Source organism: Burkholderia sp. RF2-non_BP3, assembly GCF_001522185.1.
Lineage (GTDB): Bacteria > Pseudomonadota > Gammaproteobacteria > Burkholderiales > Burkholderiaceae > Burkholderia > Burkholderia diffusa.
This window is the reverse complement of record NZ_LOSU01000028.1, coordinates 120,583-146,419: the sequence shown is the minus strand read 5'-3', so window position 1 is coordinate 146,419 and position 25,837 is coordinate 120,583. Positions and strand designations below refer to the sequence as shown.

The following is a 25,837-nucleotide window of genomic DNA, read 5'->3' as shown; positions in this document are numbered from 1 at the left end:
TATCAGCGCGTGATTTGCCGCATGTAGAAGATCGTCTGGATCGTCGGCAGCACTTGCTGCAGCACACGGTTGAACTGCACCGAGCTGGCCGTGCTGACGTAGACGACGTCGAGCGGCTGGAGCGGGAAGCGGCTCGACAGCATCAGCGCATCCGGCTGCGTCATGTCGAGACGGAACACTTCCGGCTTCGTCGGGTTGTCACGCATCCCGCGCATCACGTAAATCTTGCGCGGGTTCGCATCGGTGTCGAGGATGCCGCCGCCGGCCGTCAACGCGTCGGCGATGGTCAGCCGGCCCTTGAGCATCGGCACCGTGACCGGCGTCTTGACCTCGCCCATGATGAACACGCGGCTGTCGCTGCGGTCCGGCACGTTGACGATGTCGCCCTGCTGCAGCATCACGTTCTGCTTCACTTCGCCGCGGTCGAGCACGCCGTTCGCATCGAGCGTGTAGAGCTTGCCGTCGCGCGTCAGGCGCACGCGCTGCAGGTCGGCCTCGGCGGTCGAGCCGCCCGAGCGCGAGATCGCGTCGACCAGCGTCAGCGGCACGTCGCTCATCGCGAGCGGGCCCGGCGTCTTCACCTCGCCCGTCACCTGCACCTTCTGGCTGCGGAACGACAGCACGCGCACGTCGAGCTGCGGATTCTTCACGTAGCGCGCGAGGCGCGTGGCCAGCTCGTCGCGCGTCTGCGCGATCGTCTTGCCCGCCACGTGGATGCGGCCGACGAACGGGAAGAAGATCGTGCCGTCGGCGGCCACGGTCTGGCCGTACGGATCGGCCTGGCCCGGCAGCGACGACGAATACGGCTGCTGCAGCGCGCCCGCGATCGTCTGCGTCGTGTTGCCGCCGCTCGAGAACGACTGGCCCTGCGGCGTCGTCAGCTCGGGGTGGTCCCACACGGTGACGCCGAGAATGTCCTGCGGGCCGATGCGGTAAACGTATTGCGACGGATCGGTGTAACGGCCCGGCGGCAGCGGGTGTTCGACCTGCTGCTTCTGCAGCTGATCCATCACCAGCTTCGCGTCGATGTAATGAACCGGATAGGTTTCGGTCTGGCCTTGCCGGCCTTCGTCCTTCAGGTTCGACGAGTCGAGATAGTTGCCGGGCGCGGTCGCGCAGGCCGACAGGAATGTCGTCATCGCGACGGCGAGCGCCAGCGGGCGCATGGGACGTTTCAGCATAGTTTTTGCAGCCATCCTTGAACCAGACGTTCGATCAATGAGTAGCTCTCGCGATAGTCGGCCTCGGGGCCGCCATGCGGATCCGCGATCTCGGCGTCCTCCCACTTGCCCAGCAGGTGGACCTTGCCGCGCGCGAACGGATCGACCGATTCGACGGCCTTGATCTGTTCGCGCTCGCTGACGAGAATCAGGTCGGCGTCGCGCACGATCCGGCGCGACAGCCGCCGCGACCGGTGCGTCGTCGCATCGACGCCGCGCTCGGCGAGCAGTTGCCGCATCACCGGATCGATGCCGTCGCCGTCGTTCGCGCGCACGCCGGCGGAGTGGAACGTCACGCGCGGGCCGCCACGCGACGCCGCGTGCGACTTGAACAGCAGTTCCGCCGCCGGGCTGCGGCAGACGTTCGCGTGACAGACGATCAGGATGTTCCGGAACATGGCGTCTCGATTCGGGTTACGGGTAACGGCGACGCGCGGATTACGCGTTGGCGCGCGCGGCGCCCGGCACGCGGGCGGCGACGGCCTGGCGCGAGCCGGGGCGGCCGATCGGGTGGTATTCGATGCCCTGCTCGCTCATCGTCTCCGGCTCGTACAGGTTGCGGCCGTCGAAGATCACCGGCGATTTCCATTGACGGCCGAGCGCGACGAAATCCGGGCTCTTGAACGCCTTCCATTCGGTGACGATCACGAGCGCGTCGGCATCGCGCGCGGCCTGCGCCTCGTCGTCGACGAAGGTGAGACGCTCGAGCCAGCTCGGGTGATCCGCGAGATCGAGCGCGAGCACGCGGCGCGCTTCCTGCTGCGCGACCGGGTCGTACGCCGCGATGCGCGCGCCGCGCGACAGCAGCTCGGCGATCAGCTCGCGGCTCGGTGCCTCGCGCATGTCGTCGGTGTTCGGCTTGAACGCGAGACCCCAGATCGCGAACGTGCGGCCCGTCAGGTCCTCGCCGAAACGCGCGACGATCTTGTCGGCGAGCACGCGCTTTTGCGTCGCGTTGACCGACGACACGGCCTTCAGGATCTGCAGCGACTGGCCGTGCTCGTCGGCGGTGCGGATCAGCGCCTCGACGTCCTTCGGGAAGCACGAGCCGCCGTAGCCGCAGCCCGCATACAGGAAGTGATAGCCGATGCGCGGATCGGAACCGATCCCGCGGCGCACGGCCTCGATGTCGGCGCCGAAGCGGTCGGCCAGGTTCGCGAGCTCGTTCATGAACGAGATGCGCGTCGCGAGCATCGCGTTCGCCGCGTATTTCGTGAATTCGGCCGAGCGCACGTCCATGTACAGCGTGCGTTCGTGGTTGCGGTTGAACGGCGCGTAGAGCTTCTTCATCAGCTCGCGCGCGCGCTCGCCCGGCACGTCGTCGTCGCAGCCGATCACGATGCGGTCCGGCCGCGTGAAATCGTCGACCGCCGCGCCTTCCTTCAGGAATTCCGGATTCGACACGACCGAGAACATCGGGGCGTCGCCGCCGCGCTTCGAGAGTTCCTCGGCCACCGCCGCGCGCACGCGCTCGGCCGTGCCGACCGGCACCGTCGACTTGTCGACGATCACCTTGAAGCCTTTCATGTAGCGGCCGATGTTGCGCGCCGCCGCGAGCACGTATTGCAGGTCGGCCGAACCGTCCTCGTCGGGCGGCGTGCCGACCGCGATGAACTGCACGTCGCCGTGCGCGACCGCGGCCTCGATGTCGGTCGAGAAGCGCAGGCGGCCGGCCGCGCGGTTGCGCGCGATGACTTCCTTGAGGCCCGGCTCGTGGATCGGCACGCCGCCGTTGTTCAGGACGTCGATCTTCGCCTGATCGACGTCGAGACAGAACACGTCGTGCCCGATGTCGGCGAGACAGGCGCCGGTGACAAGACCTACGTAACCGCTGCCGATGATAGTCAGATTCATGATGTGTCGGACCTCGTGACCAATGATTCGAAATTCGTGAAACCGGAGTGTCTGCGCGGGATGAAACCGCGTCAGTACGCGTTGCTGCCGGTGAAGCCTTTCCAGAGCGTCAGCACGACGATCTTGATGTCGAGCCAGAACGACCAGTTCTGCATGTAGTACAGATCGAGCTTCACGCGTCCCATCATCTTCTCGATCTGGTCGGTCTCGCCGCGAAAGCCGTTGATCTGCGCCCAGCCGGTGATGCCCGGCTTGATCCGGTAGCGGAACATGTAGCCCTTCACCAGATCCTTGTAGATGTCGTCGTGCGCGAGCGCATGGGGCCGCGGGCCGACGACCGACATCTCGCCCTTCAGCACGTTGATGAACTGCGGCAGTTCGTCGAGGCTCGTGCGGCGCAGGAAGCGGCCGACCGGCGTCACGCGCGAGTCGTTCTTGGTCGCCTGCGTGACCTGTCCGGCGACTTCCTGATGCACCTTCATCGAGCGGAACTTGTAGATCTCGAACTCGTGGCCGTCGATGCCCTTGCGCTTCTGGCGGAAGAACACCGGCCCGCGCGACGTGAGCTTGATCAGGCACGCGATCAGCACCATCGCCGGCGCGAGCGCCGTGAGCGCCGCCAGCGCGAACAGCCGGTCGAACACGAACTTCGGCAGGATCCGCACGTCGGTGATCGGCGACGCCGCGAGGTTGATCGCCGGCACGCCGAGCACCTCGACCACTTCCTGGTTGAAGAACGACAGCGTGCGCACGTCCGGAATGAAACGGATATTCACGAAGTCGTGGCGGAACACCGTCACGATCTGGTGAATCCGGCGCTCCTCCGTGATCGGCAGCGTGAGCCACAGCTCGCTGATCGCGCGGCTGCGCACCAGCCACACCAGCGATTCGAACTGCCGCTCGATGCGCACGTCGTCGAGCGCGACTTCGCCCGGCACTTCGCTTTCGTCGTACACGCACACCGGGTTGAAGCCCGCCTCCGGACGCGCCCGCATCTGTGCGATCAGCCGCCGCGCCGCCGGCGTGCCGCCGACGATCGCCACCGCCTTCAGGTTGTAGCCGCCGCGGCGCAGCTGCCGAAGCACGACGTGCACGCAAGCCTTGGAGCCGGCAAGCAGCGCCATCGTCACGAGCGCCCAGTAGCCGAGCCACAGTCGCGACAGGTCGCCCGACTGGTGGAAGCTGAAGCTCATCAGGATGCCCGCGAGCTCGACCACCAGCCACGCGAACGCGACGCGCCCCACCAGCCCGACGAGGCGCTTGCCGCGCCACGACTGGTAAATGCCGATCGCCGGAAAGAACACGACGACCAGCAGGCAGTCGAACAGCACCGTCGTGCGCTGCAGGTCGTTGAGCCAGATGCTGCCGCCGTGCAGCGCGGCGGCGATCAATGCCCCCAACACGACCATCGCAATATCGATGACTCTCGCCAGCACGCTCAACATGTCCGCTTCCTCTTTGAACAGGCGTTTGCCGAACAGCTCCTCGTGCAGCCCGTGCCGCACCTTCGATTCAAACGTTGCATGACGCTATTGAAGCGACAAGAAAATCGCGCCTCAAGCGCTCAAGTATTTCGAAAAATAATCGGAAATTCTTGCCGCGCGATTCTTGAATTAAATCGGCACGTTTTCCCGAATCGGTCGTGAATCGGGATTTTTTCGAGAACTTTACGGACCCCGCCAACCCATTTGCAGGATGGGGCCCCAGCCCGATTCAGCGAATTATTTTTTATTTTTTTATTTGCATCGCGTGCGATAGGGGAAAAATTTCCATGACGCATGCGCGCCGAATATCGCGCATATCGCCCGGTTTTATTGTCGATTTACTTCATGCTACAAACAGGCACTGACTTCAATCGAGGAGAGTGTCATCATGAATGCTCCGGCCGTGGCAGCCGATACGCGCCCTTCTTCTTCCGCCGCAACCGACGCCGCGACGCGTGTCGCGGTGCAGCCGGTGATCCTTGCCGGCGGTTCGGGCACGCGTCTGTGGCCGATGTCGCGCGAACACTATCCGAAACAGCTGATCGGCCTGCTCGGCGATCATTCGCTGCTGCAATCCACCGCGCTGCGGCTCGACGGCCTCGCGACCGGTCATCCCCTGAACGACGACGTGCTGATCGTGTGTGGCGAGGATCACCGCTTCACGACCGCCGAACAACTGCGCCTGACCGGCAAGCGTGCATCGATCATGCTCGAGCCGCTCGGCCGCGACACCGCGCCCGCGCTGACCCTCGCCGCGCTGCGGATCGTCGCCGGCGGCGGCGATGCCGTGATGACCGTGATGCCGGCCGACCACGCGGTGGCCGACCAGCCGCGCTTTCATGCGGCCGTCGCGGCCGGCGTGCACTGCGCGGCCCAGGGCAAGATCGCGACGATGGGCATCGTGCCGGGCCGCGCCGAAACGGGCTACGGCTACATCCGCGTCGGCGCGCCGCTCGGCGACGCCGCCACCGGCAACCTCGACGTGCGCCGTCTCGACCGCTTCGTCGAGAAGCCGCATCTCGAACTCGCGCAGCAGTACGTCGCATCCGGCGAATACTGGTGGAACAGCGGGATCTTCATCGTGCGCGCGTCGGTGTGGCTGAACGCGATCCGCCAGCTCGAACCCGAGATCCTCGCGGCCTGCGAGCAGGCCGTCGCACGCGGCAAGGACGACGGCGACTTCTTCCGCGTCGATCGCGACGCGTTCGCCGCGTCGCCGTCGAACTCGATCGACTACGCGGTGATGGAGCGGCTCGTGAACCTGCCGCAGCTGTGCGAAAGCGTGGTCGTACCGCTCGACGCGGGTTGGTCGGACGTCGGTTCGTGGGACGCGATCTGGCAGATCCTGCCGAAGGACGAAGCCGAGAACGTCGGCCGCGGCCACGTGCTGTTCGAAAACGCCGAATCGACCTTCGCGCATTCGGAAAGCCGGCTCGTCGCGTGTGTCGGCACGCACAATCTCGTCGTCGTCGAAACGCCCGATGCCGTGCTCGTCGCCGACAAGTCCCGCGTGCAGGACGTGAAGAAGATCGTCGGGCGCATCAAGGCCGAACGCGGCGCCGAAGCGACCGATCACCGCAAGGTCCATCGCCCGTGGGGGCATTACGACTCGGTCGACACGGGCGAGCGCTTCCAGGTGAAACGCATCGTCGTGAAGCCGGGCGCGCGACTGTCGCTGCAGATGCACCACCACCGCGCCGAACACTGGATCGTCGTGCGCGGCACCGCGCGCATCACGCGCGGCGACGAAACCTTCCTGCTGTCCGAAAACGAATCGACGTACATCCCGCTCGGCGTGTCGCACCGTCTCGAGAACCCGGGCAAGATGCCGCTCGAACTGATCGAAGTGCAGTCGGGCGCGTATCTCGGCGAGGACGACATCGTCCGCTTCGACGATACCTACGGACGCCAGTGACGCGATGTCCGCCGGGCGCGCCCTCTCGACGGTGCACCCGGCATCGCGGAAATGACGAACACAAAAAAACGCGCGGGCGTCGTGACGGACGACGACCCGCGCGTTTTCGTTCGGACGACGATCAACCTACGCGATACGCGTATTCGCGGCGATCCGCTTGCACCGGGTCGTTGCGGCCCTCGGACAACGCGCCCGCACGACGCTCGGCGATGAAGCGCTTGATGTCCGACTCGGCACGCGCCAGCGCGGACAGGCCGGCCAGCACCTCGCTTTGCGGCGCACGCACCGGTTCGTCGCTCGCTCCATGGCGATCGATCCACTGACGCGCCCAGTCGAGCGCGTACTGCTCCGCTTCCTCCGCATCGGTGAAGCGCGGGCCGATCAGGCCCGAGCGCTCGACGCGCCGGTCGTCCTGCATGATCTCGGCCCACGCGCGGTACATCAGGTTCTGCACCGGCTGCGCGCTGCCGCTGATCGTATAGCCGCGGTATTCGTCGACTTGCGGCTCGGCCGCGGCGAAGCTCGCGGCGGACGGACGCCCGTGACGCAGCCCCGCGGGCTGCGCGCCCGGCACCGCGAACGACGCGCCGGACGATGCTTCGGCGGCGCCGTTCGGCATCGCGGTCAGCGAAGCGCCCTCGCCATCCCAAACGTTTGCCTGCGCGACCGGCAGTTGCCACGACTCGGGGTTCTGCCAGAACACGCCGCGCAGACGGTCGTTGTCGGGCACGGGCTCCGCACGGCATGCCGGCGCGACCGGCGCCGGCGGCGGCGGCACGTACGCGAACGTGCGCCCGCTGAACTGGGTCAGCACGTCGATCATCTGCAGCAGCGTGCCGTTCGCGAGCCACTCCTCGTAGCGGCGGCGGCACGTCGGCCCGGACGGATAGCGCCCGGGTAGTTTCGACCACGCTTCACCGGTCGTCAGGATCCAGAGAACCGCGTTGGCGACGACGCGCGGTTCGGCTCGCGGACGGCCTCGACGGTTCAGCCGAATGGGTTCATCGGCGATCAGCGCTGAAAGTCGAAACCACTCTTCATCGTTAAGCTCATCGAAGAACATAGTCGATTTCTCCACGCAGCCAGGCCGGGGCTGCGATTGTCGGCGCCGTCGTCACGCATCGCGTCACGGGGCGGCCCGGTTGCACATTATGGTTATCCGATCGTTGTGCATGCCGGTGCGACACCGCACTTTCACGGTGCCGCCATTCACGGCTATGGCGCACAAACTACGGTCTCACTCCAATGTGGGAATTTTTGTGCACGAAGCATACCATCCTCAGGGTTTATCTCAATATGACAATGACTTAATGTTACGCACTGAAACAACCTGCCATGGATGCGCAATCAATTTACGCTTGAATTTTTTTACGCGATCCTTATGCGAGATGCTGGGAAGCCCCGTCTGGCGGGGCTCTGCGAGGCCCGTCAGGTAGGCCTCCGGCGTTGTTCCGACCCTTGCCCGCAACCCTCCCGGGAATCGCCGCCGAAAATCGGTAAATCAGGGAAAAATTCGTAACAAGATATTCACGGATCGGTAATTCGTTCAAATTGCATTCGACTGAATTTTCCCCTCGCACAATCTTGTTATTGTTTCTCCGCGAGTAATGAAAGCGCTCTGAGGCCGATGCACATCGTTTCCCGGCATGCAAGCGTCGACGGGCCTGTTACATCTCGCCGTAGCGGACAGGCAACGGCGGCGGGCGCGACGATCGGGCGCCGCGTTTCGGGTCGGAACGATGTGGGGAATCCGCGCGATACGGGAAGCGGCGCCGGGCCGCGCGCGTCAGCGCAAGTCGCCGGCCAGCGACGCGGCGACGTCCGCGTCCACGCGTTGCGGCGGCATCGTATAGGCCGGGTGATCGCAGCCGATCGACAGCGTCGCGCCGCCCTTGAGCGCCGCGCGCATCGGCCCGTCCAGTTCGAAGCGCACGAAATGCACGGCCGAGGTCTTCTCCGCGTTGTCGCGATCGAGATCCTCGTCGGCGATCGCATAGACGTCGGGGTGCCCGTCGACGCGCAGGTACACGCGATCCTCGACGCCGATCAGCCGCGCGAGCGCCGCCCGCCGTTCGGCCTCGTGCTCGTATTCGATCTGCAACGTCGCCTTCAGGTTGGTGCCGTCGGGCACGAGCGGCAGATAGGCTTCCAGTTCGCCTTCGATGCCGGCCTCGTCGAAGATCTTCTCGATGTGCAGCATTTCCTGGATCTGGTAGCGGATCGTGGTCTCGTCCTCGAACAGAAGGCGCAGATGGTTGCCGAGCGCCACCGCGCGGCGGCGCTTGTACGCGACGAGCCGCGCGTGTTCGGCCTTGCGGATCTTCGCGTACGCTTCGAGCGTCAGCAGCGAGTCGCGGGTCAGCGTCATGGCGTGTCCTTGGATAGCGTCGATGTCTTCGTTGAGCGGCCGGTTCAGATGCCGTACGCGCGGCGCAGCAGCGTCAGCGGATGCGCGAGCGGCGCGGCGGGCAACCCTTTCTCGTCGATGCCCTGCACGATGTGATGGCCGGCGAGCGCGCAGTCCGACGACACGACGTCCGGCTTCGGCTCGGCCATCGCCTTGAACACCGGCGCACCGATCCGCATCGCGTCCGCATGGAAGGCCTTCTTCACGCCGAACGTGCCCGCATGCCCCGAGCAGCGCTCGACGACGTTCACGCGCGTATCGGGCACGAGCGACAGCGTGTCGGCCGTCTTGCGGCCGATGTTCTGCACGCGCGCGTGGCACGGCACGTGATACGACACGGTGCCGAGGCCCTGCTTGAAATCGGTCTTCAGCAAACCGTCGCGATGCCGCGCGATCACGTATTCGAACGGATCCCAGAATGCGTCGGCCACCGCGCGCACGGCGTCGTCGCCGGGAAACATCAGCGGCAGTTCGCTCTTGTACATCAGCACGCAGCTCGGGATCGCGCCGATCAGCGCGTAACCTTCGCGCGCATAACGCTCCAGCACCGGAATGTTGACGGCCTTCTTCGCGGCGACACCCGCGAGGTTGCCCTGCTCGAGGAGCGGCATCCCGCAGCACGCTTCGCGCGTGACCAGCTCGTACGGGATCTCGTTGTGCGCGAGGATCGCGAGCAGGTCGTGGCCGATGCCCGGCTCGTTGAAGTTCACGTAGCACGTCGCGTAGATCGCGACCTTGCCGGGCGTGCGTTCGCCGTCACGTACCGGCGGGCCGTCCGAGCGTTTCGCGGCACGCCGAAACTTGCGCGGCGCGAACTCCGGCAGCCATGCGTTGCGATCGACGCCGAGCGCCGCTTCGAGCGCGTGGCGCGCGGGCGGCGTGCGATTCACCGCGTTCACCGCCTGCGTGACGATCGGAATGCCCGCGAAATGGCCGAGCGCATCGGTGTTCGACAGCACCTTGTCGCGCAGCGGCGCCTCCCCGCGCTTGTAGCGCGCCGCCTTGCCGCGCAGCATCAGGTGCGGGAAGTCGACGTTCCATGCGTGCGGCGGCACGTACGGGCATTTCGTCATGTAGCAGAGGTCGCACAGGTAGCACTGGTCGACGACCTTGCCGAACGCGTCCTTCGGCACTTCCTCGATGTCGCCCATCGGCGTGTCGTCGACGAGATCGAACAGCGCGGGAAACGCGCCGCACAACGACACGCAGCGCCGGCACCCGGCGCAGATGTCGAACACGCGCGTCATTTCCGCATCGATCGCGGCCTGGTCGTAGAACGCTTCGGACTGCCAGTCGAGCGGATGCCGCGTCGGGGCTTCGAGACTGCCTTCCTTGTGTGGCATGGGGCGCTCCAGCGTGGCGCGCATGCGCGCGGACACGCCGCCCGCGTGACGCGGGCAGCGATCAACGCACGGCCGGCCGCAGGATGTCGGGCCGGGCCGTGCTGCCTTGCTGCCGGACTCGCGTCAGTCGACGAGTGCGTCGAGCGCCTTCGTATAGCGGTTGGCGTGGCTGCGCTCGGCCTTCGCGAGCGTCTCGAACCAGTTCGCGATTTCGTCGAAGCCTTCGTCGCGCGCCGTCTTCGCCATGCCCGGATACATGTCGGTGTATTCGTGCGTCTCGCCGGCGATCGCCGATTCGAGGTTCAGCCGCGACGAGCCGAACGGCAGCCCCGTCGCCGGATCGCCGACTGCTTCGAGGTATTCGAGGTGGCCGTGCGCGTGGCCCGTTTCGCCTTCGGCAGTCGAGCGGAACAGCGCGGCGACGTCGTTCTGGCCTTCGACGTCGGCCTTCGAAGCGAAATACAGATAGCGCCGGTTCGCTTGCGATTCGCCCGCGAATGCGGCCTTCAGATTCTCTTCGGTCTTGCTGCCCTTGAGTTGAGCCATTTGCGCCTCCGTTCGAGTCGGCGCGGCCGCGTGCGAAGCCGGGCCGATGATGTATGTGGGGAACGAAGCGCAGGCCGGACGCGCACGCTTCGTGCCTTTTAATCTAGGCGCTGGCGTTCGCATCCCCCAATAGGCTTTTTCAATCCGCGCGATAGCGGAGGGCGGGAATGAGGGACAGTTGACAGGCGGGAGCGGGATGGGTCGCGTCGTCGGGTGGGTCGGCGTTACGCTCGGGATTCGGCTTCGGGCTTCTGGTTTCGGGCGCGACGCCCGGTGCGCTTGCACCGGCGTCACGCATCCGTCGCACGCTTCAACAACAATTCCCTTTCGCGTTCGTTGCGGGTCAACTCCGCCGCACGACGGAACTCGACCTTCGCTTCGTCGGCGCGGCCGAGCTTCGCGAGCAGGTCGCCGCGCACGCTCGGCAACCAGTGATAGCGGGCGAGCGCCGGATCGTCGCGCAGCACGTCGACGATTTCCAGTGCCGCGGCGGGCCCGAACGCCATCCCCACCGCCACCGCGCGATTCAGCTCGACCACCGGCGACGGCGCGACTTCGGCCAGCGCGTCGTAAAGCGCGACGATCTGCGCCCAGTCCGTTTCCGACGCATGCCGCGCGCGCGCATGGCACGCCGCCAGCGCGGCCTGCAGCGCATACGGGCCGCGCACGCCGCCGAGCTTCGTCGCCCGCTCGAGCGCGGCGAGGCCGCGCCGGATCAGCAGCGGATCCCAGCGGCTGCGGTCCTGGTCGAGCAGCAGCACGGGCCGCCCCTGCGCATCGGTCCGCGCGTGCATGCGCGACGCCTGCAGCTCCATCAGCGCGACCAGCCCGAGCACCTCGCTTTCGTCCGGCATGAGTCCGGCGAGCACGCGGCCGAGTCGCAGCGCCTCGTCGCACAACGCCGGGCGCGTCCAGTCGTCGCCCGCGGTCGCCGCATGGCCTTCGTTGAACACCAGGTAGATCACTTCGAGCACCGACGCGAGCCGCGCGGGCCGCGCATCGGTAGCTGGCACCTCGAACGGCACGCGCGCCGCCGCGAGCGTGCGCTTCGCGCGCACGATGCGCTGCGCGATCGTCGGCTCGGGCGACAGGAACGCGCGCGCGATCTCGCTCGTGGTCAACCCGCCGAGCAGCCGCAACGTCAGCGCGACGCGCGCATCAGTCGACAGCACCGGATGGCACGACGTGAAGATCAGCCGCAGCAGGTCGTCGCCGATATCGTCGTCGCTCGCATCGGCGAGCGCATCCGCGATGTCGGGGACGACGTGCGCTTCGAGCGCGTCCATTTCATGCCCGAGCTGGTCGCGCTTCGCCGCATGCAGCGACTCCTGCCGGACCCGGTCGAGCGCGCGCCGCTTCACGGCCGTCATCAACCATGCGGCCGGATTGTCGGGCACGCCGTCGACGGGCCAGTGCTCGAGCGCCGCGACGAGCGTGTCCTGCGCGAGTTCCTCGGCCACGCCGACGTCGCGCACCACGCGCGCGGCGCGGGCAATGATCTTCGGCGCCTCGATCCGCCAGACCGCTTCGATCGCACGGTGAGTCGCCTCACGCGTCACGACGCCTGCCCCTGGGTGGCAGCATCCAGCGGCATGGCCATCAGCTCCCATGCGTGGCCGTCCGGATCGTCGAAACCGTGGCCGTACATGTTCGGATACTCGCGCGGCGCTTGCGGCGCGGACCCGCCGGCCGCGAGCGCCTTCGCGACGATCTCGTCGACCTCGGCGCGGCTGTCGCACGACAGGCACGACAGCGCCTGCACCTGCGTCGCCGGATCGACGATGGTCTTGCCGGTGAAGGTCTGGAAAAACGGCCGCACGAGCAGCATCGCGAAAATCGTGTCGCTGATCTTGATGCAGGCGGCCTGATCGTTGGTATAGGCCGGTACGACTTCGAAGCCGAGTGCCTGGTAGAACGTCTTCGAGCGCGGCAGGTCGGCCACGGGCAGGTTGATGAAAACCATCTTGTGCATGACGGATGCTCCGTGAGATTGGATTCAGGCAGATTCAGGCGTGGGTGCGGCCGACGTGGAGATCGCGGAACCGCTCGACCGCTTCGCTCGGTGTGAGGTCGTCGAGCTCGAACAGCGGCCGCACCTCGATCTCGCAGTCCATTTCGGCGCCGAACGGCGCGGGAAACCGGCGCGTCCATTCGAGCGCCTCGTCGCGCGAGCGCACCTGGATCAGCGTGTAGCCGGCAATCAGCTCCTTCGTCTCCGCGAACGGGCCGTCGACCACCGTGCCCTTGCCGCCGGTGTACCGCACGCGCCAGCCGCGCGCGCTCGGCCGCAAGCCGTTCGCGTCGAGCAGCACGCCGGCCTTGGCCAGCTCCTCGTGGTAGACCGTCATCGCCTCGACCAGCCGGTTGTCCGGCAACGCATCGGATTCGCTGACGGCGTTCGCCCGGATCATGATCATGAATCGCATCGCTCACTCCTTGTCATCGGTGAAAAGGGGCGTCCGCTCATCGGCGCCTTATCCGGACGACGGACGGCAGACCGCCGGATCGACGTGCCGCGCGACGAATCAGGGTAAATACCTAGGCGCAGCCGTCACAGAAAGCACGGGCCGACCGCGCGCACTTCGACCGTGCACCATTGCGCGGCCGGGCACTGGCGCGCGATCTCGATCGCTTCCTCGCGCGTGTCGACGTCGACGATGAAGAAGCCGCCGACCATTTCCTTCGCCTCGGCGAACGGGCCGTCGACGAGGCGCGTCTCACCTTCGCGCACCTGCACGCGCGTCGCGCGCTCGGTGCGCTCCAGCGACTCGACGCCGCGCAGCACGCCGCGCGCTTTCAGCGTCTCCGCGAAATCGACCATTCGCGCGTACAACGCCTGCCCGTCTTCGAGCGTACGTTCGGCGCGCTGGCCGGTCGGTTCGACGATCAACAGCATGTAGGACATGGAAATCTCCTGTGGGGGCCGTGCGCGGACGCGTTCGGATCGCAGGCCGGAACGATGTGTCAGATGCGAAGCGTAGCAGCCCTGGCCGGCCCTGCCTTCATCGTTGGCCGTTCGGCACTGGCCTGATGGCCAATTCGATTACAACACGCGATTTTGCCGTCAGGATGCTTGCCCGACCCTTCGAATTTTCTTCCCGTGGAACGTTCCATGTCACGCCTGCCGCCGTTCATGCCCGCCGCGTCGCTTCGCCATTTTCGCCGCGCGCGCGTAAAGGCCGTGCATGCCTGACACACCAACGCCGCCGAGCCGATCGCGCTGCAATCCATGCCCGATTACAAAACCCCGGCGCAACGGGCCGCCTGTTACGCATCCGCTGCATATCGCTCGTCGGACCACGGTCCCGCCGTCATCGGCCTCGGGCTGGACGACGGTGCCGCCTGAGGCCATCGCGGGCACAAACCCTGCTCCACGAAGAAATGGACGATTAGTGCAATTGCATCGGCACGGCACGTGCAATGGCACTATTTACCTGACGCATCGGGCGACGCCATATTTACCGGACTTTCACGTCGCGCAACGGCTCGCCACGTCGTTTCGCCCGAAGCGCGAAATTTTTTCAACCGCCGCCGCGCCCCGTCGCGCGGGGCTTCCCGGGAAACTTGCCGACGAATTGAAAATTTGTCTCGAAACTCAATTGGCTGATGTGAATCACATTGGTTGCTGGGATTCGTCTTATCTTCAAATGGGCCTGCAAATCCGGGCTGCAAATCAAATCCAAGGAGGATAAACATCATGGCGCTCACCGACTCGATCGAACACAAGCTGGACCGCGGCCTGTCCGATATCCGTCGCACCGGCCGGCGCGTGGGACGCTCGGCACGCTCGGCCGCCCGCGACCTGCATGCGGACGTGTCCGACGATCTGCGCGGGCTGGTCGATGAACTGGAAGACCTGCTGAAGAACGACGGCGACGGCGATATCGCCGCGCTGCGCAAGCGCGTGCAGTCGCGGCTCGACGAAGCGCGCAGCACGCTCGACTACGCGTCGGGCAGCGCGGCCGCCCGGCTGCGCGATTCGGCCGAGCGCGTGTCGCAAGCCGTGCACGACAACCCATGGCAGACCGCGGGCGTCGTCGCGGGCCTCGCGTTCGTCGCGGGCCTGCTGCTTGCCCGTCGTTGAACGGGGCTGCCCGCACCGCCGCCCGCCCCATCCGTTCTCAACCCGACAACGAAGGAGAAACGCCATGCAGAAGTCTCTCGCCCTGAAGGCCGCCGCCGCCGTCATGCTCGGCAGTCTCGCCCTTGCCGGTTGCACCACCACGCCCGACAAACCCGACAACGCATCGGCCAGCGCGTCGAAACGCGAATCGATCGACGCGAGCGTGAATGCGACGCTATCGCGCCTCTATTCGACGGTGCCAGGCTCGCGTGAACTCGTCGCGAAATCGCGCGGCGTGCTCGTGTTCCCGAACGTGCTGCAGGCCGGCTTCATCGTCGGCGGTCAGTCGGGCAACGGCGCGCTGCGCGTCGGCGGCAGCACCGTCGGCTACTACAACACGTCGTCGCTGTCGGTCGGCCTGCAGGCCGGCGCGCAATCGAAGGCGATCGTGTTCCTGTTCATGACGCAGGATGCGCTCGACTCGTTCCGCAAGTCCGAAGGCTGGTCGGCCGGCGCCGACGCCTCCGTCGCGGTCGTGAAGGTCGGCGCGAACGGTGCGGTCGATTCCAACACGGCCACCGCTCCGGTCGAGGTGCTGGTCCTGACCAACGCGGGCCTGATGGGCGACCTGTCGGTCAACGGCACCAAGGTCACCCGCCTCCACATCTGACGAGCCGTCACGGCCCCAGGGCCGATTTGCTTCCCGGCAACGCCGCGACTCCGGTCGCGGCGTTTTCGCGTGCGCCGCGCGCAGCGGCTATGATGGCGGCACCTTTGCGGGCATACTGCCCGTCTGGCCGCCCTGCGCGCGCTTCGCCGCGAACCCGTGACGTTCGCGAGCCGATCGCGCCCGAGGCAACGAAATTCAATCAAACCAGGCATCAATCTGCGCGAACCATCCATGGATAGCGGACACGACCACCAAAAATTCTTCTATTTCCTGCTGTTCGCGGTCACCGTCGGACTGTGCTGGATTCTCGCGCCGTTCTCCGGCGCCGTCTTCTGGGGCACCATTCTCGCGATCCTGTTCCAGCCGGTGCAGCGCTGGCTCGCCGCGCGCTTCGGCAAGCGGCGCAATCTGGCCGCGCTCGTGACGATGTCGCTGATCATCCTGATCGTGATCCTGCCGCTCGTATTCGTCGCGGCGACGCTCGTGCAGGAAATCGCGTACGTGTACCAGGAACTCAAGAACGCGCAACCGAATTATTCGCAGTACTTCCATGACATCATTCACGCGCTGCCGACGTCGATCCAGAACCTGCTGCAGAAATACGGGCTGACCAACATCCCCGGCATCCAGAAGAAGCTGACCGACGGCGCCGCGCAGATCAGCCAGTTCGCGGCAACCCAGGCGCTCAGCATCGGACAGAACACGTTCCAGTTCGTCGTCAGCTTCGGCGTGATGCTGTACATGGTGTTCTTCCTGCTGCGCGACGGCGGCGAGATCGGCCGCCGCGTGCGCCGCGCGATGCCGCTCGACGAAGAGCACAAGAACCTGCTGCTCGCGAAGTTCACGACGGTGGTACGCGCAACCGTGAAGGGCAACATCGCGGTCGCGCTCGTGCAGGGCGCGCTCGGCGGCCTGATCTTCTGGATCCTCGGGATCGAGGGCGTCGTGCTGTGGGGCGCGCTGATGGCGTTCCTGTCGCTGCTGCCGGCGATCGGCGCGAGCCTCGTGTGGGTACCCGCCGCGCTCTACTTCCTCGCGATCGGCGCGATCTGGAAATGCGTGATCCTCGTCGCGTTCTGCGTCGGCGTGATCGGCCTCGTCGACAACCTGCTGCGACCGATCCTCGTCGGCAAGGACACCAAGATGCCCGACTGGGTCGTGCTGATCTCGACGCTCGGCGGGATGGCGCTGTTCGGCATCAACGGCTTCGTGATCGGACCGCTCGTCGCCGCGCTGTTCATGGCGAGCTGGGACATCTACGCGCGCGCCGAACAAGGGGAATGACGCAACGCGTCACGGATGTCGAATCCTGATCACGACGGGCGCCACGGCGCCCGTTTCCATGTCCGGCCCGGCGACCGTCAGCTCGCCGCCATACGGGCCGACACGATGCGTGCGCCCCGCTTCCAGCGGCACGATCCGATCGTCGCGCGCATCGCGCCATGTCGCGCGAACCGCCGCTTCCGCGCGCCGCGAAAGCGGCTGGCCGTCCAGTTCCACGAGCGTCACATGCGCGCCGGGCAGGCGCCGGCCATGCGCATCGAACCGGAGTGTCGCCGCGGTCGCGCTGCTGGACGCGCCGATCGACGGCGCGTCGAATCGCACGTCGTACAGATCGACGAGCGCGCCGGTGAATTGCACGATGCCATTCGCGTGCACCGGCTCGGCCGCTGCCGCGCCCGACATCGCGAACGCGATGCCGAACCCGGTTGCGACGATCCGCAACCTTGTGCCGATGCGCCGCTTCGTTCGATCGCGCACCGCCGCCGGTGCCGCCTGCCCCGTCTTCGTTTGCATGCTTCGCCTCCCGTTTTGCCGTGCAAATGAAAAACGGCGGCGTGACGCGTATGTCACGCCGCCGTTTGCTGGCAATTACTTTAAGGAGAGCGGCCGGAACAATATATGGGACGAGTCTTAAATTGATGCCGGACGATGCAGACTCAACGCACGCGCGTGCCGCGGCTCAAGCGTCCGGATCGACGCGCAGCACGAGCTTGCCGCGATGGTCGCCGTCGAACAGTCGATTCAGCACGTCGGGAGCGTTCTCGAGCCCGTCGGCGACGGTTTCCTCGGCCTTGAGCCGGCCGTCGCGCAGCCATCCGGCGAGCGTCTGCACCGCTTCGCGGCTCTTGCGGTAGTCGAGGATCAGGAAGCCGCGCATCGTGAGCCGCTTCGAGATCAGCACGCCGACGTCGTCCGCCGCGCGGCCGCTGTTGTAGTTCGAGATCACGCCGCACAGCGCGACGCGCCCGCCGATCACCATCCGCGACAGCACCGCGCGCATCACCTCGCCGCCGACGTTCTCGAAGTTCACGTGCACGCCGTCCGGTGTCGCTGCCTTCAGTTGCTCTCGGAAATCGTCGGCCTTGTAGTCGACGGCCGCGTCGAAGCCGAGCGTCTCGGTCAGGTAGCGGCACTTGTCCGCGCCGCCCGCGATCCCCACGACGCGCGCGCCGTGAATCTTGCCGATCTGGCCGGCGATCGAGCCGACCGACCCGGCCGCCGCCGACACGACGAGCGTCTCGCCGGGCTGCACCGGCGCGATGTCGGTCAGCCCGTAATACGCGGTCAGGCCGCTCATCCCGCACGCGCCGAGCAGCGTCGGCAGCGGCAGGCCCGACTGCGCGGGCAGCTTCACGAGTTGCGCGGCCTGCTCGGCCGGCACGACCGCAAAGTCCTGCCAGCCGACCAGCCCCTGCACGAGATCGCCCTGCGCGAAACCCGCATGGCGCGACGCGACCACGCGCCCGATGCCGAGCGCGCGCATCACTTCGCCGATCGCGACGGGCGGCAGGTATTGCGGGACGTCGCTCATCCACACGCGGTTGGTCGGATCCATCGACAGATACAGCACGCGCACGAGCACTTCGCCGTCGGCGAGCGCCGGCACCGGCGTGTCGACGAGCGAAAAGTGTTCGCGGCCGACCCGCCCTTCCGGGCGCGTCTTCAGCAGCAGCTGGCGGTTCACGGGTGTCGACACGATGTTCTCCTCCGGTTGTTGTCGTCGATGCGCGTCAGACCGCGCACATGCCGCCGTCGATCACGAGTTCGGCGGCCGTCACGAAGCGGCTTTCGTCGGATGCGAGATAGACGGCCGCATGCGCGACGTCGTCCGGATCGCCGAGCCGGCGCAGCGGAATGCCGCGTGCGAGCTTACGCGTCGCATCGCGTTCGCCGAGCGACTGGAACAGCGGCTCGACGATCCCCGTGCGAATGAACGCCGGGTGAATCGAGTTGCAGCGCACGTCGAGCTCGCGGCGCGCGCAGTCGATCGCGACCGACTTCGTCAGCGACGCGACCGCGGCCTTCGACGCGTTGTACGCGGTGAAATCCGGTTCGACCTTGAACGCGGCCACCGACGAGATGTTGATGATCGACGCCGGGTGGCTCGCGCCCAGGTAGGGCAGCGCATGCTTGCAGCCGAGCACGATGCTCTCGACGTTGATCGCCATCACGCGCCGCCATTCGTCGAGCTCGATCTGCGCGGGCGCGCCGATCGACCCGACGCCGGCATTGTTGACGAGCACCGACAACCCGCCCATCGCTTCGTTCGCCTGCGCGAGCAGCGCCTGCCAGCGCGCCTCGTCGCGCACGTCCTGCGTGGCCGCGAACGCGACCGGCGCCGCGTGTCCCGCATTGAGTTCGTGCGCGAACGCGTCGAGCACCGCCGCATCGGCGATGTCGGTCAGGAACACGCGCGCGCCCTGCTCGACCATCCGGCGCGCGATCGCGCGGCCGAGGCCGCCGGCGGCGCCCGTGATGTACGCGCACTTGCCTGCGAGGCGCGGGGAAACGACTGTCATGAGACCTGCTCCTATCGTGAATCGTCGTGGCGGACCGGTGCCGCGACGGCGGTTGCCGTACGCGGGCCGACGGCCGCGCGGTTTGCGCGAGTATAGCGAGCCGGCCGCAGCGCGTCGGACAAATCGGGCACGCCGCCGCTGCCGGCCACGATCGAACGAACGCCAGCGTACGCGATTGCCGCCGATCGATGAAATGAATATTCGTAATGCCCGGTCATAGACCCGGCTCATGACCTTCGCCTCTCCGGGCGACGGGACGGAGCCTGCCCAGCGCGCCGGATCACCGCGAACATCGATTCAATGAACGCGGAACGCCGGATTTTGGTAACGACGAGGAAGGAATTGGATGCGACTCGGCGGGCCGCCGCCGCGGGCGACAACATCACCTGACACCGGGACACCGACGCCCCGGGAAAAACGCCCTTCAGAACCCGTTGCCGGACGACGTGCGCATGAACGCGCAGAACTGCGGGGAATGCGTATCGATCATCTGCTGGAACGGTGCACGATTCCCGTACGCGATGCCGGACACGAGCAGCAGGCAGACGGCCGCGATGCGCGGCGAGAACGAGCGCTTGTGCGCCCGTTCGTAGGTCCGCAGGAACACCAGCGCGACCAGCGCGCCGAGCAGCCAGCCGACAATGACTTCGGGAATCGTGTGCGAATGGTCGAACACGCGCGCGACGGCCGTCACCGCGCCGACGGCGAGGCCCGCCGCCACGCCCGGCACCTTGCCCGCACGGAAGGCCTGCCACAGCATCGACAGCGCGACGGACCACACGGACGTCGACAGCATCGTATGGCCGCTGATCACGCGGAAGTCGAACTGCGGGATCTCGACACCGCAGCCCGCATAGAGAATCTTGGTCGCCCCGACCAGGCTCATGCCGGCCGCGAGCAGCACGATCCAGCGCACCGCGAGCCGCCAGTCGGACAGCGCGAGCCAGACCGCGCAGGTCAGCGCGACCGGCAGGGTCAGCGCGGCGTCGCCGATGTTGCTGATTTCACTCCACATAACGGACGTCGAACGGCTGGAAAACGCGCAGTTTAACGCACGCGCGCCACGCGCCTGTTTCAGCCTGTGACAGGCTGTATCAGCCCGCGACACCCGTAATCAGCAGCAGGTTCGTGCCGGTGATGACGGCGAACAGCGTCCATGCGGCGACCTGCATCCTGCGGCCGATCGCATGCTCGCCCATCACGTCGCGATCGCTGACCGACCGGATCAGCGGCCACATCGCGAACGGCAGTTGCAGGCTCAGCAGCACCTGGCTCCAGACGAGCAGTCGCCCGACCGAGTTCTCGCCGAGCCACAGCACGCCGATCAGCGCAGGCGCCAGCGCGAGCCCGCGCGTGATCAGCCGGCGCTGGTAGCACGGAATCTTCGTGTGCAGGAAGCCGTCCATGATCACTTGGCCGGCGATCGTGCCGGTCAGCGTCGAGCTTTGCCCCGACGCGAGCAGCGCGATGCCGAACAGCAGCGCGGCCGCGCCGCCCGCGATCGGCGTGATCAGCCGGTACGCCTGTTCGATGTCCGTCACGTCGTGCTGGCCGGTCGCATCGAACGCCGCGCCCGCGACGACCAGGATCGCCGCATTGACGAGCATCGCGACGAACAGCGACACGCAGGTGTCGATCCGCACCAGCGCGAGCGTGTCGCGGATCAGGCCGCGCGCGCCGCCGACGACATGGCGCGTCTGCACGACCGACGAATGCAGATACAGGTTGTGCGGCATGATCGTCGCGCCGACGATGCCGAGCGCGAGCACGATCGCGTCCTTGCGGTCATGGCCCGGATCGCCCGGCACGAGCCCCGAAGCGACCGCATGCCAGTCGGGCGGCGTGATCGCGACCTGCGCGACGAAGCAGAACGCCATCGTCGCGATCAACCCGAGCACGATCGCCTCGATCTGCCGGACGCCCTTGCCCTGCAGCCCGAGGACGATCACGGTGTCGAGCGCGGTGAGCACGATCCCCCACGCGAGCGGCACGCCGAGCAGCAGCTTGAACGCCAGCGCGCAGCCGAGCACTTCGGCGATGTCGCACGCGACGATCGACACTTCGGCGGTCACCCACTGCACGATGCGGCCGAAGCGGCCATAGCGGTCGTAGCTGGCCTGCGCGAGATCCTTGCCCGCGACGAGGCCGAGCCGCGCGGCGAGCATTTGCAGGAAGATCGCGGCGAGACTCGAGAACGCGACGACCCACAGCAGCGAATAGCCGAACTGCGAGCCGGCCTGGATGTCGGTGGCCCAGTTGCCGGGATCCATGTAGCCGATCGCGACCAGCAGGCCCGGGCCGAAGAAGCGCTTGAGCTTCATCCAGCGCGACGCGCCGGCGTCGATCGTAATGCTGCCCTTTACTTCCGACGGGCAGAAGGGGGCTGTGGCGGTAGTGGGGAGCAAGGGCATGGAAACCGGGGATCGTGATCGCGACACGGTGATTTTACGGTTATCCGGCCCGTTTTCTCCCGCGCATCGGCGCGCGCGCCCCGGCTCGCCCGCTCGCCGCCGGATTTCGCGGGCCGCGGCACGAGTTGCGGATCGGCCGCGCCGGCGCCGTTCGTCAGGATCCGCTCGCGCTCGGCGACGCGAAATTCGGTCGGCGACACCCGCAGGCGCTGGCGAAACAGCTTCGCCAGACGCTCGCCGCTGCCGAAGCCCGTGCGCCGCGCGACCTTGTCGGCCGGCAGCGTCGTGTGGATCAGCATGTGGCACGCGCGCTCGAGCCGCACGTGCTGCACGAACTCGGTCGGCGTCACGCCGATTTCCTTCTTGAAGCGCCGCAGGAAATTGCGCTCGCTCATCGCGGCCGTCTGCGCGACTTCCGCGATCGAAATGCGGTTCGCGCTCTGCGCGCGCAGCCGTTGCGCCGACATCCTGATCGACGGGCTCGCGCTCAGCTCGCGAAACGCCCACATCGACTGTGCATAGCGCTGCTCGACCGGCCGCATCAGGTTGCTGGCGATCTCCTGCGCGGCGCTGTCGCCGAGATCGGCGCGGAACATGTCGAGCACGGCCGAGAACACGTCGGCCTCGCCGGCCTGCAGTTCGATCGTGGCCGCCGTCCGGCGCGCGCGATCGGTTCGCGCGTGACTTCCATCCGTCTGCCGCTGCGACGCCGCGAGCGTCGACAGGTCCATCGCGTCGACGACCCATCGCGCATGCCGGCGGATGTCGCTGAGCCGACGCCGCAATGCATCGTTCCAGTTGACCGACGCGCGCTCACCATGAAGATGAAAGAACGCGAGCGCACGATGGCCGTGCTCGTCGCCGAGCGGATCGGCGGCGATCTGCACGCCCGACGACGACTGCAGCAATCCCCCGCTTTCCGATACGTACTTCAGCTGGTAATCCGCACTGAACGCGTGCAGGCGATTCGCCAGATTGAAGGCCTCGCCAAGGCGCGCGGCCTGCGCCAAGGAAAACCCCGTACTCAAATAGATTACGACCCACCTCTGATCTGCTGCTTCCACTGCCAAGCCCCCGGACTGTTTCGACTTCTTGTAATACCGTCGAACTGTCAGGCTTATATTTGGTTTGAACGCGTGCGACAGGGACGGCTATCTCGAAATATGAAGCGACGGCATCTTAGCCGAACGGGTCGTGTCTTTGGCATGAAATGGCTGACCGGGACAGTATGATGGCGGATTTCTACAGGCTGTCGCCGAACGCTGGTGCGACCGCGCGAAAATGCGCCTGCCGACGGGCAGGCTCGCATCGTGCGCACGATCCGCATCGCGCGTCGGATGCGCACGCTCGCGTATCGGGTCGATCGTCATCGACACGCGTCGAACGGCATCGATCGTCTCTCTAACGCACGCACCCGCATGCCGTTGTTCGCGCATCCATTAGAATCGCCCCACCGTCCACCACGCCGACTTCGTCCGTGCCCGCCGATCATCGTCTCGACCTGAACCTGTTCCGCGTGCTCGACGCCGTCTACGTGCACGGCGGCATCGGCGCGGCCGCCCGTGCGCTGCACCTGACGCAGCCGGCCGTCACGCATGCGCTCAACCGGCTGCGCGCGCATTTCGACGACCCGCTGTTCGTCCGCCAGGGCAACCGCGTCGTGCCGACCGAGCGCACGCGCACGATCATCGCGGACGTGCAGCTTCACCTCGCCGGCCTGCAACGCGCCGCGCGCGACCCGTCGGCATTCGACCCGGCGACGCTCGACCTGAGCATCGCGGTCGGCATTCGCGACGTGCTCGAATCGATCGCGCTGCCGCAGATCGTCGCCGCGTTCGCCGACGAAGCGCCGGGCCTGCGATTCGTGAGCCGCCGCATCGCGGTGCACGACATCGAACGCGAACTCGCGTCGGGCAATCTCGATCTGGCCGTCGATCGACGCGTGCAGACCGGCCCGCGCATCGCGACCGAACATCTGCTCGACGATTCGCTCGTCGTCGCGATGCGGCACGATCATCCGTTGACCGGCGGTCCGCTGCGGCGCGGCGACTATTTCGCCGCACGGCATGTCGCGGTGTCGTCGCTCGGCGAACCGCAATCGCTCGACGTGCTGCTCGGCAACGACGGGCGCTTCCGTCACATCCAGCTCGTGTGCCAGCATTACTTCGCCGCCTGCCAGATCGCCGCGGCGGGCGACCTGCTGCTGACGCTGCCGCGCACGTATGCGCTGCGCATGGCGGCGCTGCTGCCGATCGCCGTGCAGCCGCTGCCGCTGCGGCTCAAGCCGTTTCCGCTGCTCGCGTACTGGCACGAGTCGCGCGAAACCGACCGCGCGCACCAATGGGTGCGCGAACGCGTCGCCACGCTCGTGCGCCGGAGCGCCGGCGTCGCCGGCTGACTCTGGCGAGCCACGTCGACGCACGCAGCGCCCGCGATTTTCGTCGAGACGGTATGCTGACGGCTCGCACGCCGCGCATCGTCGCGGCCGCCTCTTTCCCCGCTTACCGGAGTCTTGCCATGCCGCTCATCCATGCTGCCGCCACCCTCGCCGCCGACGCGCCGGACTACGTCGTCCAGCTGCAGGCCGGCACGCACGCGCTGACCGGCGACGAAGCGCCGCGCGAAGGCGGACAGGGCCTCGGGCCGGCGCCGTTCGAGTTCGTGCTGGCCGGCCTCGCGCAATGCACGGCCGCGACGCTGCGCATGTACATGCAGCGCAAGACGTGGCCGGCCGTGCGGATCGACGTGCGCACCGAACTGCACGCCGATCGCGAAGGACAGCAATACGTGCGCCGCGTCGTGACGCTCGACGGCCCGCTCGACGACGCGCAGCGCCAGCGGCTCGCGGAAATCTGCGAGAAGACACCGGTGACGCTGTTCATCAAGCGCGGCACGCGCATCGAAACGACGCTGAACTGACGGGCGGCGCAGCGCGCCGCACACGATCGCCACGCAACAAGCGAAACGGGCGGGCCGCGCACGATGCGCGACCCGCCCGTTTGCGGATGTCGTCCGGCGTTCAGAGTCCGAGCGCGGACAGGTCCAGCTTGCCGTCCTTCACCGGCGGGCACCAGAAATACGCGCCCGTCAGCGGTCGCGTGAAACGGAACAGGCCGTCGACGATGCCGTCGTCCGCGCCGCTCATCCGGCGCATCTGCACGTCGAACGCGCGGAACGAACAGCCGAACGCGACGAAGTAGAGGCCCGCGCGACGCGCGTCGGACCACGGCGACGACCGGCGCAGCATGAACGCCTCCGGCTCGAAGCTCTCCTGCGCGGTGCGCTTCACGTGCGCGAACTCGGGCGCGTCGTCGAGTTCCTCGTTGTCCGAGCGGCGGCGGCCGACGATGTGATCCATGTCGCCGGACGCAATGCGTTCCATCTGGTCGAAGTCGTGCAGCCATTGCTGAACCGCGACGAAGCTCGAACCGTCGAGACCCGCGCCCTGCCCCGTGACGATCGCCGCGGCCAGCGCGTCGTCGCCGGTCGGGTTCTCGGTGCCGTCCTCGTAACCCGACAGGTCGCGATCGTTCGAATAGCGGAATCCGTCGACCGCGTCCTGCAGCGCGAACGCCGGCGCAAGCGCCCGCTCGATCGCCCGCGCACGCAGCACGAGTTCGCCGCGATCGTCGCCGCGCAGCCAGACCCAGATGTCGGCCGGCGTGATCGGCAGCGTGCGGTCGTTCACCGCGAACGCCGGATATTCGGTGAGGCCCGGGACCGGACGCCCGAGGTGTGCGGCCAGCGCGTGTCCGAAGCCCGCGACCGTGTCGCGCCCGTCAACGAGCTCGCGCAACGCCGTCAGCGCCGCTGCCACGTTGCCGTTGTTCGAAATCGTGAAAGTGAGGTATCGGGCCGCCGTGTCGATCGGAGCCAGGATGCCTTGCTGAACGTCGCTCATCGTTTCCTCAGGAATGTATCGGGGGTGAATCCGCGCGGCCTCGGCGGCCGGCGCGCAACGGCAAAGTGTAATCGATGCGGCCCGCCGACCCGTGCGGCACCGCACCGCGGAACCCGCACGAAAAAGGGCCGAAACCCCGAATACTAACCGTATCGACGCTGCAACGCCGCATTCGTCAGACGTTGCGGCGACTCCGGCACTGCTGATAAAATCCCTTCAC

General features: G+C 66.9%; 26 protein-coding genes. 6 read left to right on the top strand and 20 right to left on the bottom strand.

Annotated features, from left to right (window positions below; all coding sequences use genetic code 11):
• Positions 1 to 2 precede the first annotated feature (2 nt).
• The 4 genes from WS45_RS11185 to WS45_RS11170 all read right to left on the bottom strand — a co-directional run bounded on the left by WS45_RS11185 (position 3) and on the right by WS45_RS11170 (position 4,519).
• A complete protein-coding gene (locus tag WS45_RS11185; RefSeq protein WP_059531595.1) occupies positions 3 to 1,181 on the bottom strand; it encodes a polysaccharide biosynthesis/export family protein in 1,179 nt (392 codons plus the stop codon).
• Positions 1,175 to 1,618, bottom strand: coding sequence for a low molecular weight protein-tyrosine-phosphatase (locus WS45_RS11180; protein ID WP_059531598.1), 444 nt, complete (start codon positions 1,616 to 1,618; stop codon positions 1,175 to 1,177). Before WS45_RS11180 ends, WS45_RS11185 begins: the two co-directional genes overlap by 7 nt.
• 40 nt (positions 1,619 to 1,658) lie before the next feature.
• Positions 1,659 to 3,074, bottom strand: coding sequence for a UDP-glucose dehydrogenase family protein (locus WS45_RS11175; RefSeq protein WP_059531601.1), 1,416 nt, complete (start codon positions 3,072 to 3,074; stop codon positions 1,659 to 1,661).
• A gap of 71 nt (positions 3,075 to 3,145) precedes the next feature.
• The gene (locus WS45_RS11170; RefSeq protein WP_059532388.1) at positions 3,146 to 4,519 is read right to left on the bottom strand and encodes an undecaprenyl-phosphate glucose phosphotransferase; all 1,374 of its coding nucleotides are present in this window, start codon (positions 4,517 to 4,519) and stop codon (positions 3,146 to 3,148) included.
• Between the two features lie 427 nt (positions 4,520 to 4,946).
• Between WS45_RS11170 and WS45_RS11165 the strand changes: the two genes are divergently transcribed.
• Positions 4,947 to 6,473: a mannose-1-phosphate guanylyltransferase/mannose-6-phosphate isomerase gene (locus WS45_RS11165; protein WP_059531604.1), complete on the top strand. Its 1,527-nt coding sequence runs from the start codon at positions 4,947 to 4,949 to the stop codon at positions 6,471 to 6,473.
• Positions 6,474 to 6,594: 121 nt separating this feature from the next.
• Here WS45_RS11165 and WS45_RS11160 read toward each other — a convergent pair whose 3' ends face one another.
• The 9 genes from WS45_RS11160 to WS45_RS34880 form a co-directional block, all read right to left on the bottom strand.
• Positions 6,595 to 7,536: a transposase gene (locus WS45_RS11160; RefSeq protein WP_059699847.1), complete on the bottom strand. Its 942-nt coding sequence runs from the start codon at positions 7,534 to 7,536 to the stop codon at positions 6,595 to 6,597.
• A 723-nt stretch (positions 7,537 to 8,259) separates the two neighbouring features.
• Positions 8,260 to 8,841, bottom strand: a complete 582-nt coding sequence (locus WS45_RS11155) for a DUF3501 family protein (RefSeq protein WP_059531610.1) — start codon at positions 8,839 to 8,841, stop codon at positions 8,260 to 8,262.
• Positions 8,842 to 8,885: 44 nt separating this feature from the next.
• On the bottom strand, positions 8,886 to 10,223 hold the full coding sequence (locus WS45_RS11150; RefSeq protein WP_059532391.1) for a heterodisulfide reductase-related iron-sulfur binding cluster: 1,338 nt from the start codon (positions 10,221 to 10,223) through the stop codon (positions 8,886 to 8,888).
• A gap of 123 nt (positions 10,224 to 10,346) precedes the next feature.
• The gene (locus tag WS45_RS11145) at positions 10,347 to 10,769 is read right to left on the bottom strand and encodes a rubrerythrin family protein (RefSeq protein WP_059466550.1); all 423 of its coding nucleotides are present in this window, start codon (positions 10,767 to 10,769) and stop codon (positions 10,347 to 10,349) included.
• A 290-nt stretch (positions 10,770 to 11,059) separates the two neighbouring features.
• Positions 11,060 to 12,328: an RNA polymerase sigma factor gene (locus tag WS45_RS11140; protein WP_059699845.1), complete on the bottom strand. Its 1,269-nt coding sequence runs from the start codon at positions 12,326 to 12,328 to the stop codon at positions 11,060 to 11,062.
• Positions 12,325 to 12,741 (bottom strand): VOC family protein, encoded by a 417-nt coding sequence (locus WS45_RS11135; protein ID WP_059531616.1) that lies wholly within the window; start codon positions 12,739 to 12,741, stop codon positions 12,325 to 12,327. The genes WS45_RS11140 and WS45_RS11135 overlap by 4 nt, the downstream gene beginning before the upstream one ends.
• Before the next feature lie 34 nt (positions 12,742 to 12,775).
• Positions 12,776 to 13,195, bottom strand: a complete 420-nt coding sequence (locus WS45_RS11130; RefSeq protein WP_059699843.1) for a YciI family protein — start codon at positions 13,193 to 13,195, stop codon at positions 12,776 to 12,778.
• Between the two features lie 125 nt (positions 13,196 to 13,320).
• Entirely contained in the window at positions 13,321 to 13,674 is a 354-nt protein-coding gene (locus WS45_RS11125) for a YciI family protein (RefSeq protein WP_059699841.1), read from the bottom strand.
• Positions 13,675 to 14,195: 521 nt separating this feature from the next.
• Positions 14,196 to 14,468, bottom strand: a complete 273-nt coding sequence (locus WS45_RS34880; protein ID WP_156437114.1) for a hypothetical protein — start codon at positions 14,466 to 14,468, stop codon at positions 14,196 to 14,198.
• Here WS45_RS34880 and WS45_RS11120 point away from each other — a divergent pair.
• The 3 genes from WS45_RS11120 (at position 14,467) to WS45_RS11110 (ending at position 16,786) form a co-directional block, all read left to right on the top strand.
• Positions 14,467 to 14,853, top strand: coding sequence for a DUF883 family protein (locus WS45_RS11120; RefSeq protein WP_059531622.1), 387 nt, complete (start codon positions 14,467 to 14,469; stop codon positions 14,851 to 14,853). The genes WS45_RS34880 and WS45_RS11120 overlap by 2 nt on opposite strands.
• 64 nt (positions 14,854 to 14,917) lie before the next feature.
• Positions 14,918 to 15,502: a BPSL1445 family SYLF domain-containing lipoprotein gene (locus WS45_RS11115; RefSeq protein WP_059531625.1), complete on the top strand. Its 585-nt coding sequence runs from the start codon at positions 14,918 to 14,920 to the stop codon at positions 15,500 to 15,502.
• 231 nt (positions 15,503 to 15,733) lie between these two features.
• Positions 15,734 to 16,786, top strand: a complete 1,053-nt coding sequence (locus tag WS45_RS11110) for an AI-2E family transporter (RefSeq protein WP_059531628.1) — start codon at positions 15,734 to 15,736, stop codon at positions 16,784 to 16,786.
• Between the two features lie 9 nt (positions 16,787 to 16,795).
• On the opposite strand, the gene WS45_RS11105 is transcribed toward WS45_RS11110, so the two are convergent.
• The 6 genes from WS45_RS11105 to WS45_RS11075 form a co-directional block, all read right to left on the bottom strand.
• Entirely contained in the window at positions 16,796 to 17,299 is a 504-nt protein-coding gene (locus tag WS45_RS11105; RefSeq protein ID WP_082721895.1) for a thioesterase, read from the bottom strand.
• Positions 17,300 to 17,465: 166 nt separating this feature from the next.
• Positions 17,466 to 18,482: an NADP-dependent oxidoreductase gene (locus tag WS45_RS11100; RefSeq protein WP_059699839.1), complete on the bottom strand. Its 1,017-nt coding sequence runs from the start codon at positions 18,480 to 18,482 to the stop codon at positions 17,466 to 17,468.
• 34 nt (positions 18,483 to 18,516) lie between these two features.
• Positions 18,517 to 19,305, bottom strand: coding sequence for an SDR family oxidoreductase (locus WS45_RS11095; protein WP_059689516.1), 789 nt, complete (start codon positions 19,303 to 19,305; stop codon positions 18,517 to 18,519).
• Positions 19,306 to 19,729: 424 nt separating this feature from the next.
• The gene (locus WS45_RS11085) at positions 19,730 to 20,320 is read right to left on the bottom strand and encodes a phosphatase PAP2 family protein (protein ID WP_059699835.1); all 591 of its coding nucleotides are present in this window, start codon (positions 20,318 to 20,320) and stop codon (positions 19,730 to 19,732) included.
• Between the two features lie 79 nt (positions 20,321 to 20,399).
• Positions 20,400 to 21,716 carry an Nramp family divalent metal transporter gene (locus WS45_RS11080; RefSeq protein WP_059699833.1) on the bottom strand — a complete coding sequence of 439 codons (1,317 nt, stop codon included), beginning with the start codon at positions 21,714 to 21,716 and terminating at the stop codon, positions 20,400 to 20,402.
• Positions 21,665 to 22,726, bottom strand: coding sequence for a helix-turn-helix domain-containing protein (locus WS45_RS11075; RefSeq protein WP_059699831.1), 1,062 nt, complete (start codon positions 22,724 to 22,726; stop codon positions 21,665 to 21,667). The genes WS45_RS11080 and WS45_RS11075 overlap by 52 nt, the downstream gene beginning before the upstream one ends.
• A gap of 467 nt (positions 22,727 to 23,193) precedes the next feature.
• Here WS45_RS11075 and WS45_RS11070 point away from each other — a divergent pair, with 467 nt between their 5' ends.
• Together WS45_RS11070 and WS45_RS11065 are read left to right on the top strand one after the other, a co-directional pair.
• Entirely contained in the window at positions 23,194 to 24,114 is a 921-nt protein-coding gene (locus tag WS45_RS11070) for a LysR family transcriptional regulator (protein ID WP_059689511.1), read from the top strand.
• 119 nt (positions 24,115 to 24,233) lie between these two features.
• Entirely contained in the window at positions 24,234 to 24,635 is a 402-nt protein-coding gene (locus WS45_RS11065) for an OsmC family protein (RefSeq protein WP_059466564.1), read from the top strand.
• A 100-nt stretch (positions 24,636 to 24,735) separates the two neighbouring features.
• Here the strand turns inward: WS45_RS11065 and WS45_RS11060 are convergent, their stop codons facing one another.
• On the bottom strand, positions 24,736 to 25,617 hold the full coding sequence (locus tag WS45_RS11060; protein WP_059531647.1) for a Dyp-type peroxidase: 882 nt from the start codon (positions 25,615 to 25,617) through the stop codon (positions 24,736 to 24,738).
• Positions 25,618 to 25,837 lie beyond the last annotated feature (220 nt).

What these genes read in the sequence shown, in the direction of transcription:
- WS45_RS11185 (WP_059531595.1), bottom strand. Translation starts at nt 1,181, where the DNA reads ATGCTGAAACGTCCCATGCGCCCGCTGGCGCTCGCCGTCGCGATGACG.
- WS45_RS11105 (WP_082721895.1), bottom strand. Translation starts at nt 17,299, where the DNA reads ATGCAAACGAAGACGGGGCAGGCGGCACCGGCGGCGGTGCGCGATCGA.
- WS45_RS11150 (WP_059532391.1), bottom strand. Translation starts at nt 10,223, where the DNA reads ATGCCACACAAGGAAGGCAGTCTCGAAGCCCCGACGCGGCATCCGCTC.
- WS45_RS11120 (WP_059531622.1), top strand. Translation starts at nt 14,467, where the DNA reads ATGGCGCTCACCGACTCGATCGAACACAAGCTGGACCGCGGCCTGTCC.
- WS45_RS11110 (WP_059531628.1), top strand. Translation starts at nt 15,734, where the DNA reads ATGGATAGCGGACACGACCACCAAAAATTCTTCTATTTCCTGCTGTTC.
- WS45_RS11065 (WP_059466564.1), top strand. Translation starts at nt 24,234, where the DNA reads ATGCCGCTCATCCATGCTGCCGCCACCCTCGCCGCCGACGCGCCGGAC.
- WS45_RS11145 (WP_059466550.1), bottom strand. Translation starts at nt 10,769, where the DNA reads ATGGCTCAACTCAAGGGCAGCAAGACCGAAGAGAATCTGAAGGCCGCA.
- WS45_RS11130 (WP_059699843.1), bottom strand. Translation starts at nt 13,195, where the DNA reads ATGCGATTCATGATCATGATCCGGGCGAACGCCGTCAGCGAATCCGAT.
- WS45_RS11180 (WP_059531598.1), bottom strand. Translation starts at nt 1,618, where the DNA reads ATGTTCCGGAACATCCTGATCGTCTGTCACGCGAACGTCTGCCGCAGC.
- WS45_RS11170 (WP_059532388.1), bottom strand. Translation starts at nt 4,519, where the DNA reads ATGTTGAGCGTGCTGGCGAGAGTCATCGATATTGCGATGGTCGTGTTG.
- WS45_RS34880 (WP_156437114.1), bottom strand. Translation starts at nt 14,468, where the DNA reads ATGATGTTTATCCTCCTTGGATTTGATTTGCAGCCCGGATTTGCAGGC.
- WS45_RS11135 (WP_059531616.1), bottom strand. Translation starts at nt 12,741, where the DNA reads ATGCACAAGATGGTTTTCATCAACCTGCCCGTGGCCGACCTGCCGCGC.
- WS45_RS11155 (WP_059531610.1), bottom strand. Translation starts at nt 8,841, where the DNA reads ATGACGCTGACCCGCGACTCGCTGCTGACGCTCGAAGCGTACGCGAAG.
- WS45_RS11165 (WP_059531604.1), top strand. Translation starts at nt 4,947, where the DNA reads ATGAATGCTCCGGCCGTGGCAGCCGATACGCGCCCTTCTTCTTCCGCC.
- WS45_RS11060 (WP_059531647.1), bottom strand. Translation starts at nt 25,617, where the DNA reads ATGAGCGACGTTCAGCAAGGCATCCTGGCTCCGATCGACACGGCGGCC.
- WS45_RS11125 (WP_059699841.1), bottom strand. Translation starts at nt 13,674, where the DNA reads ATGTCCTACATGCTGTTGATCGTCGAACCGACCGGCCAGCGCGCCGAA.
- WS45_RS11095 (WP_059689516.1), bottom strand. Translation starts at nt 19,305, where the DNA reads ATGACAGTCGTTTCCCCGCGCCTCGCAGGCAAGTGCGCGTACATCACG.
- WS45_RS11115 (WP_059531625.1), top strand. Translation starts at nt 14,918, where the DNA reads ATGCAGAAGTCTCTCGCCCTGAAGGCCGCCGCCGCCGTCATGCTCGGC.
- WS45_RS11160 (WP_059699847.1), bottom strand. Translation starts at nt 7,536, where the DNA reads ATGTTCTTCGATGAGCTTAACGATGAAGAGTGGTTTCGACTTTCAGCG.
- WS45_RS11080 (WP_059699833.1), bottom strand. Translation starts at nt 21,716, where the DNA reads ATGCCCTTGCTCCCCACTACCGCCACAGCCCCCTTCTGCCCGTCGGAA.
- WS45_RS11175 (WP_059531601.1), bottom strand. Translation starts at nt 3,074, where the DNA reads ATGAATCTGACTATCATCGGCAGCGGTTACGTAGGTCTTGTCACCGGC.
- WS45_RS11085 (WP_059699835.1), bottom strand. Translation starts at nt 20,320, where the DNA reads ATGTGGAGTGAAATCAGCAACATCGGCGACGCCGCGCTGACCCTGCCG.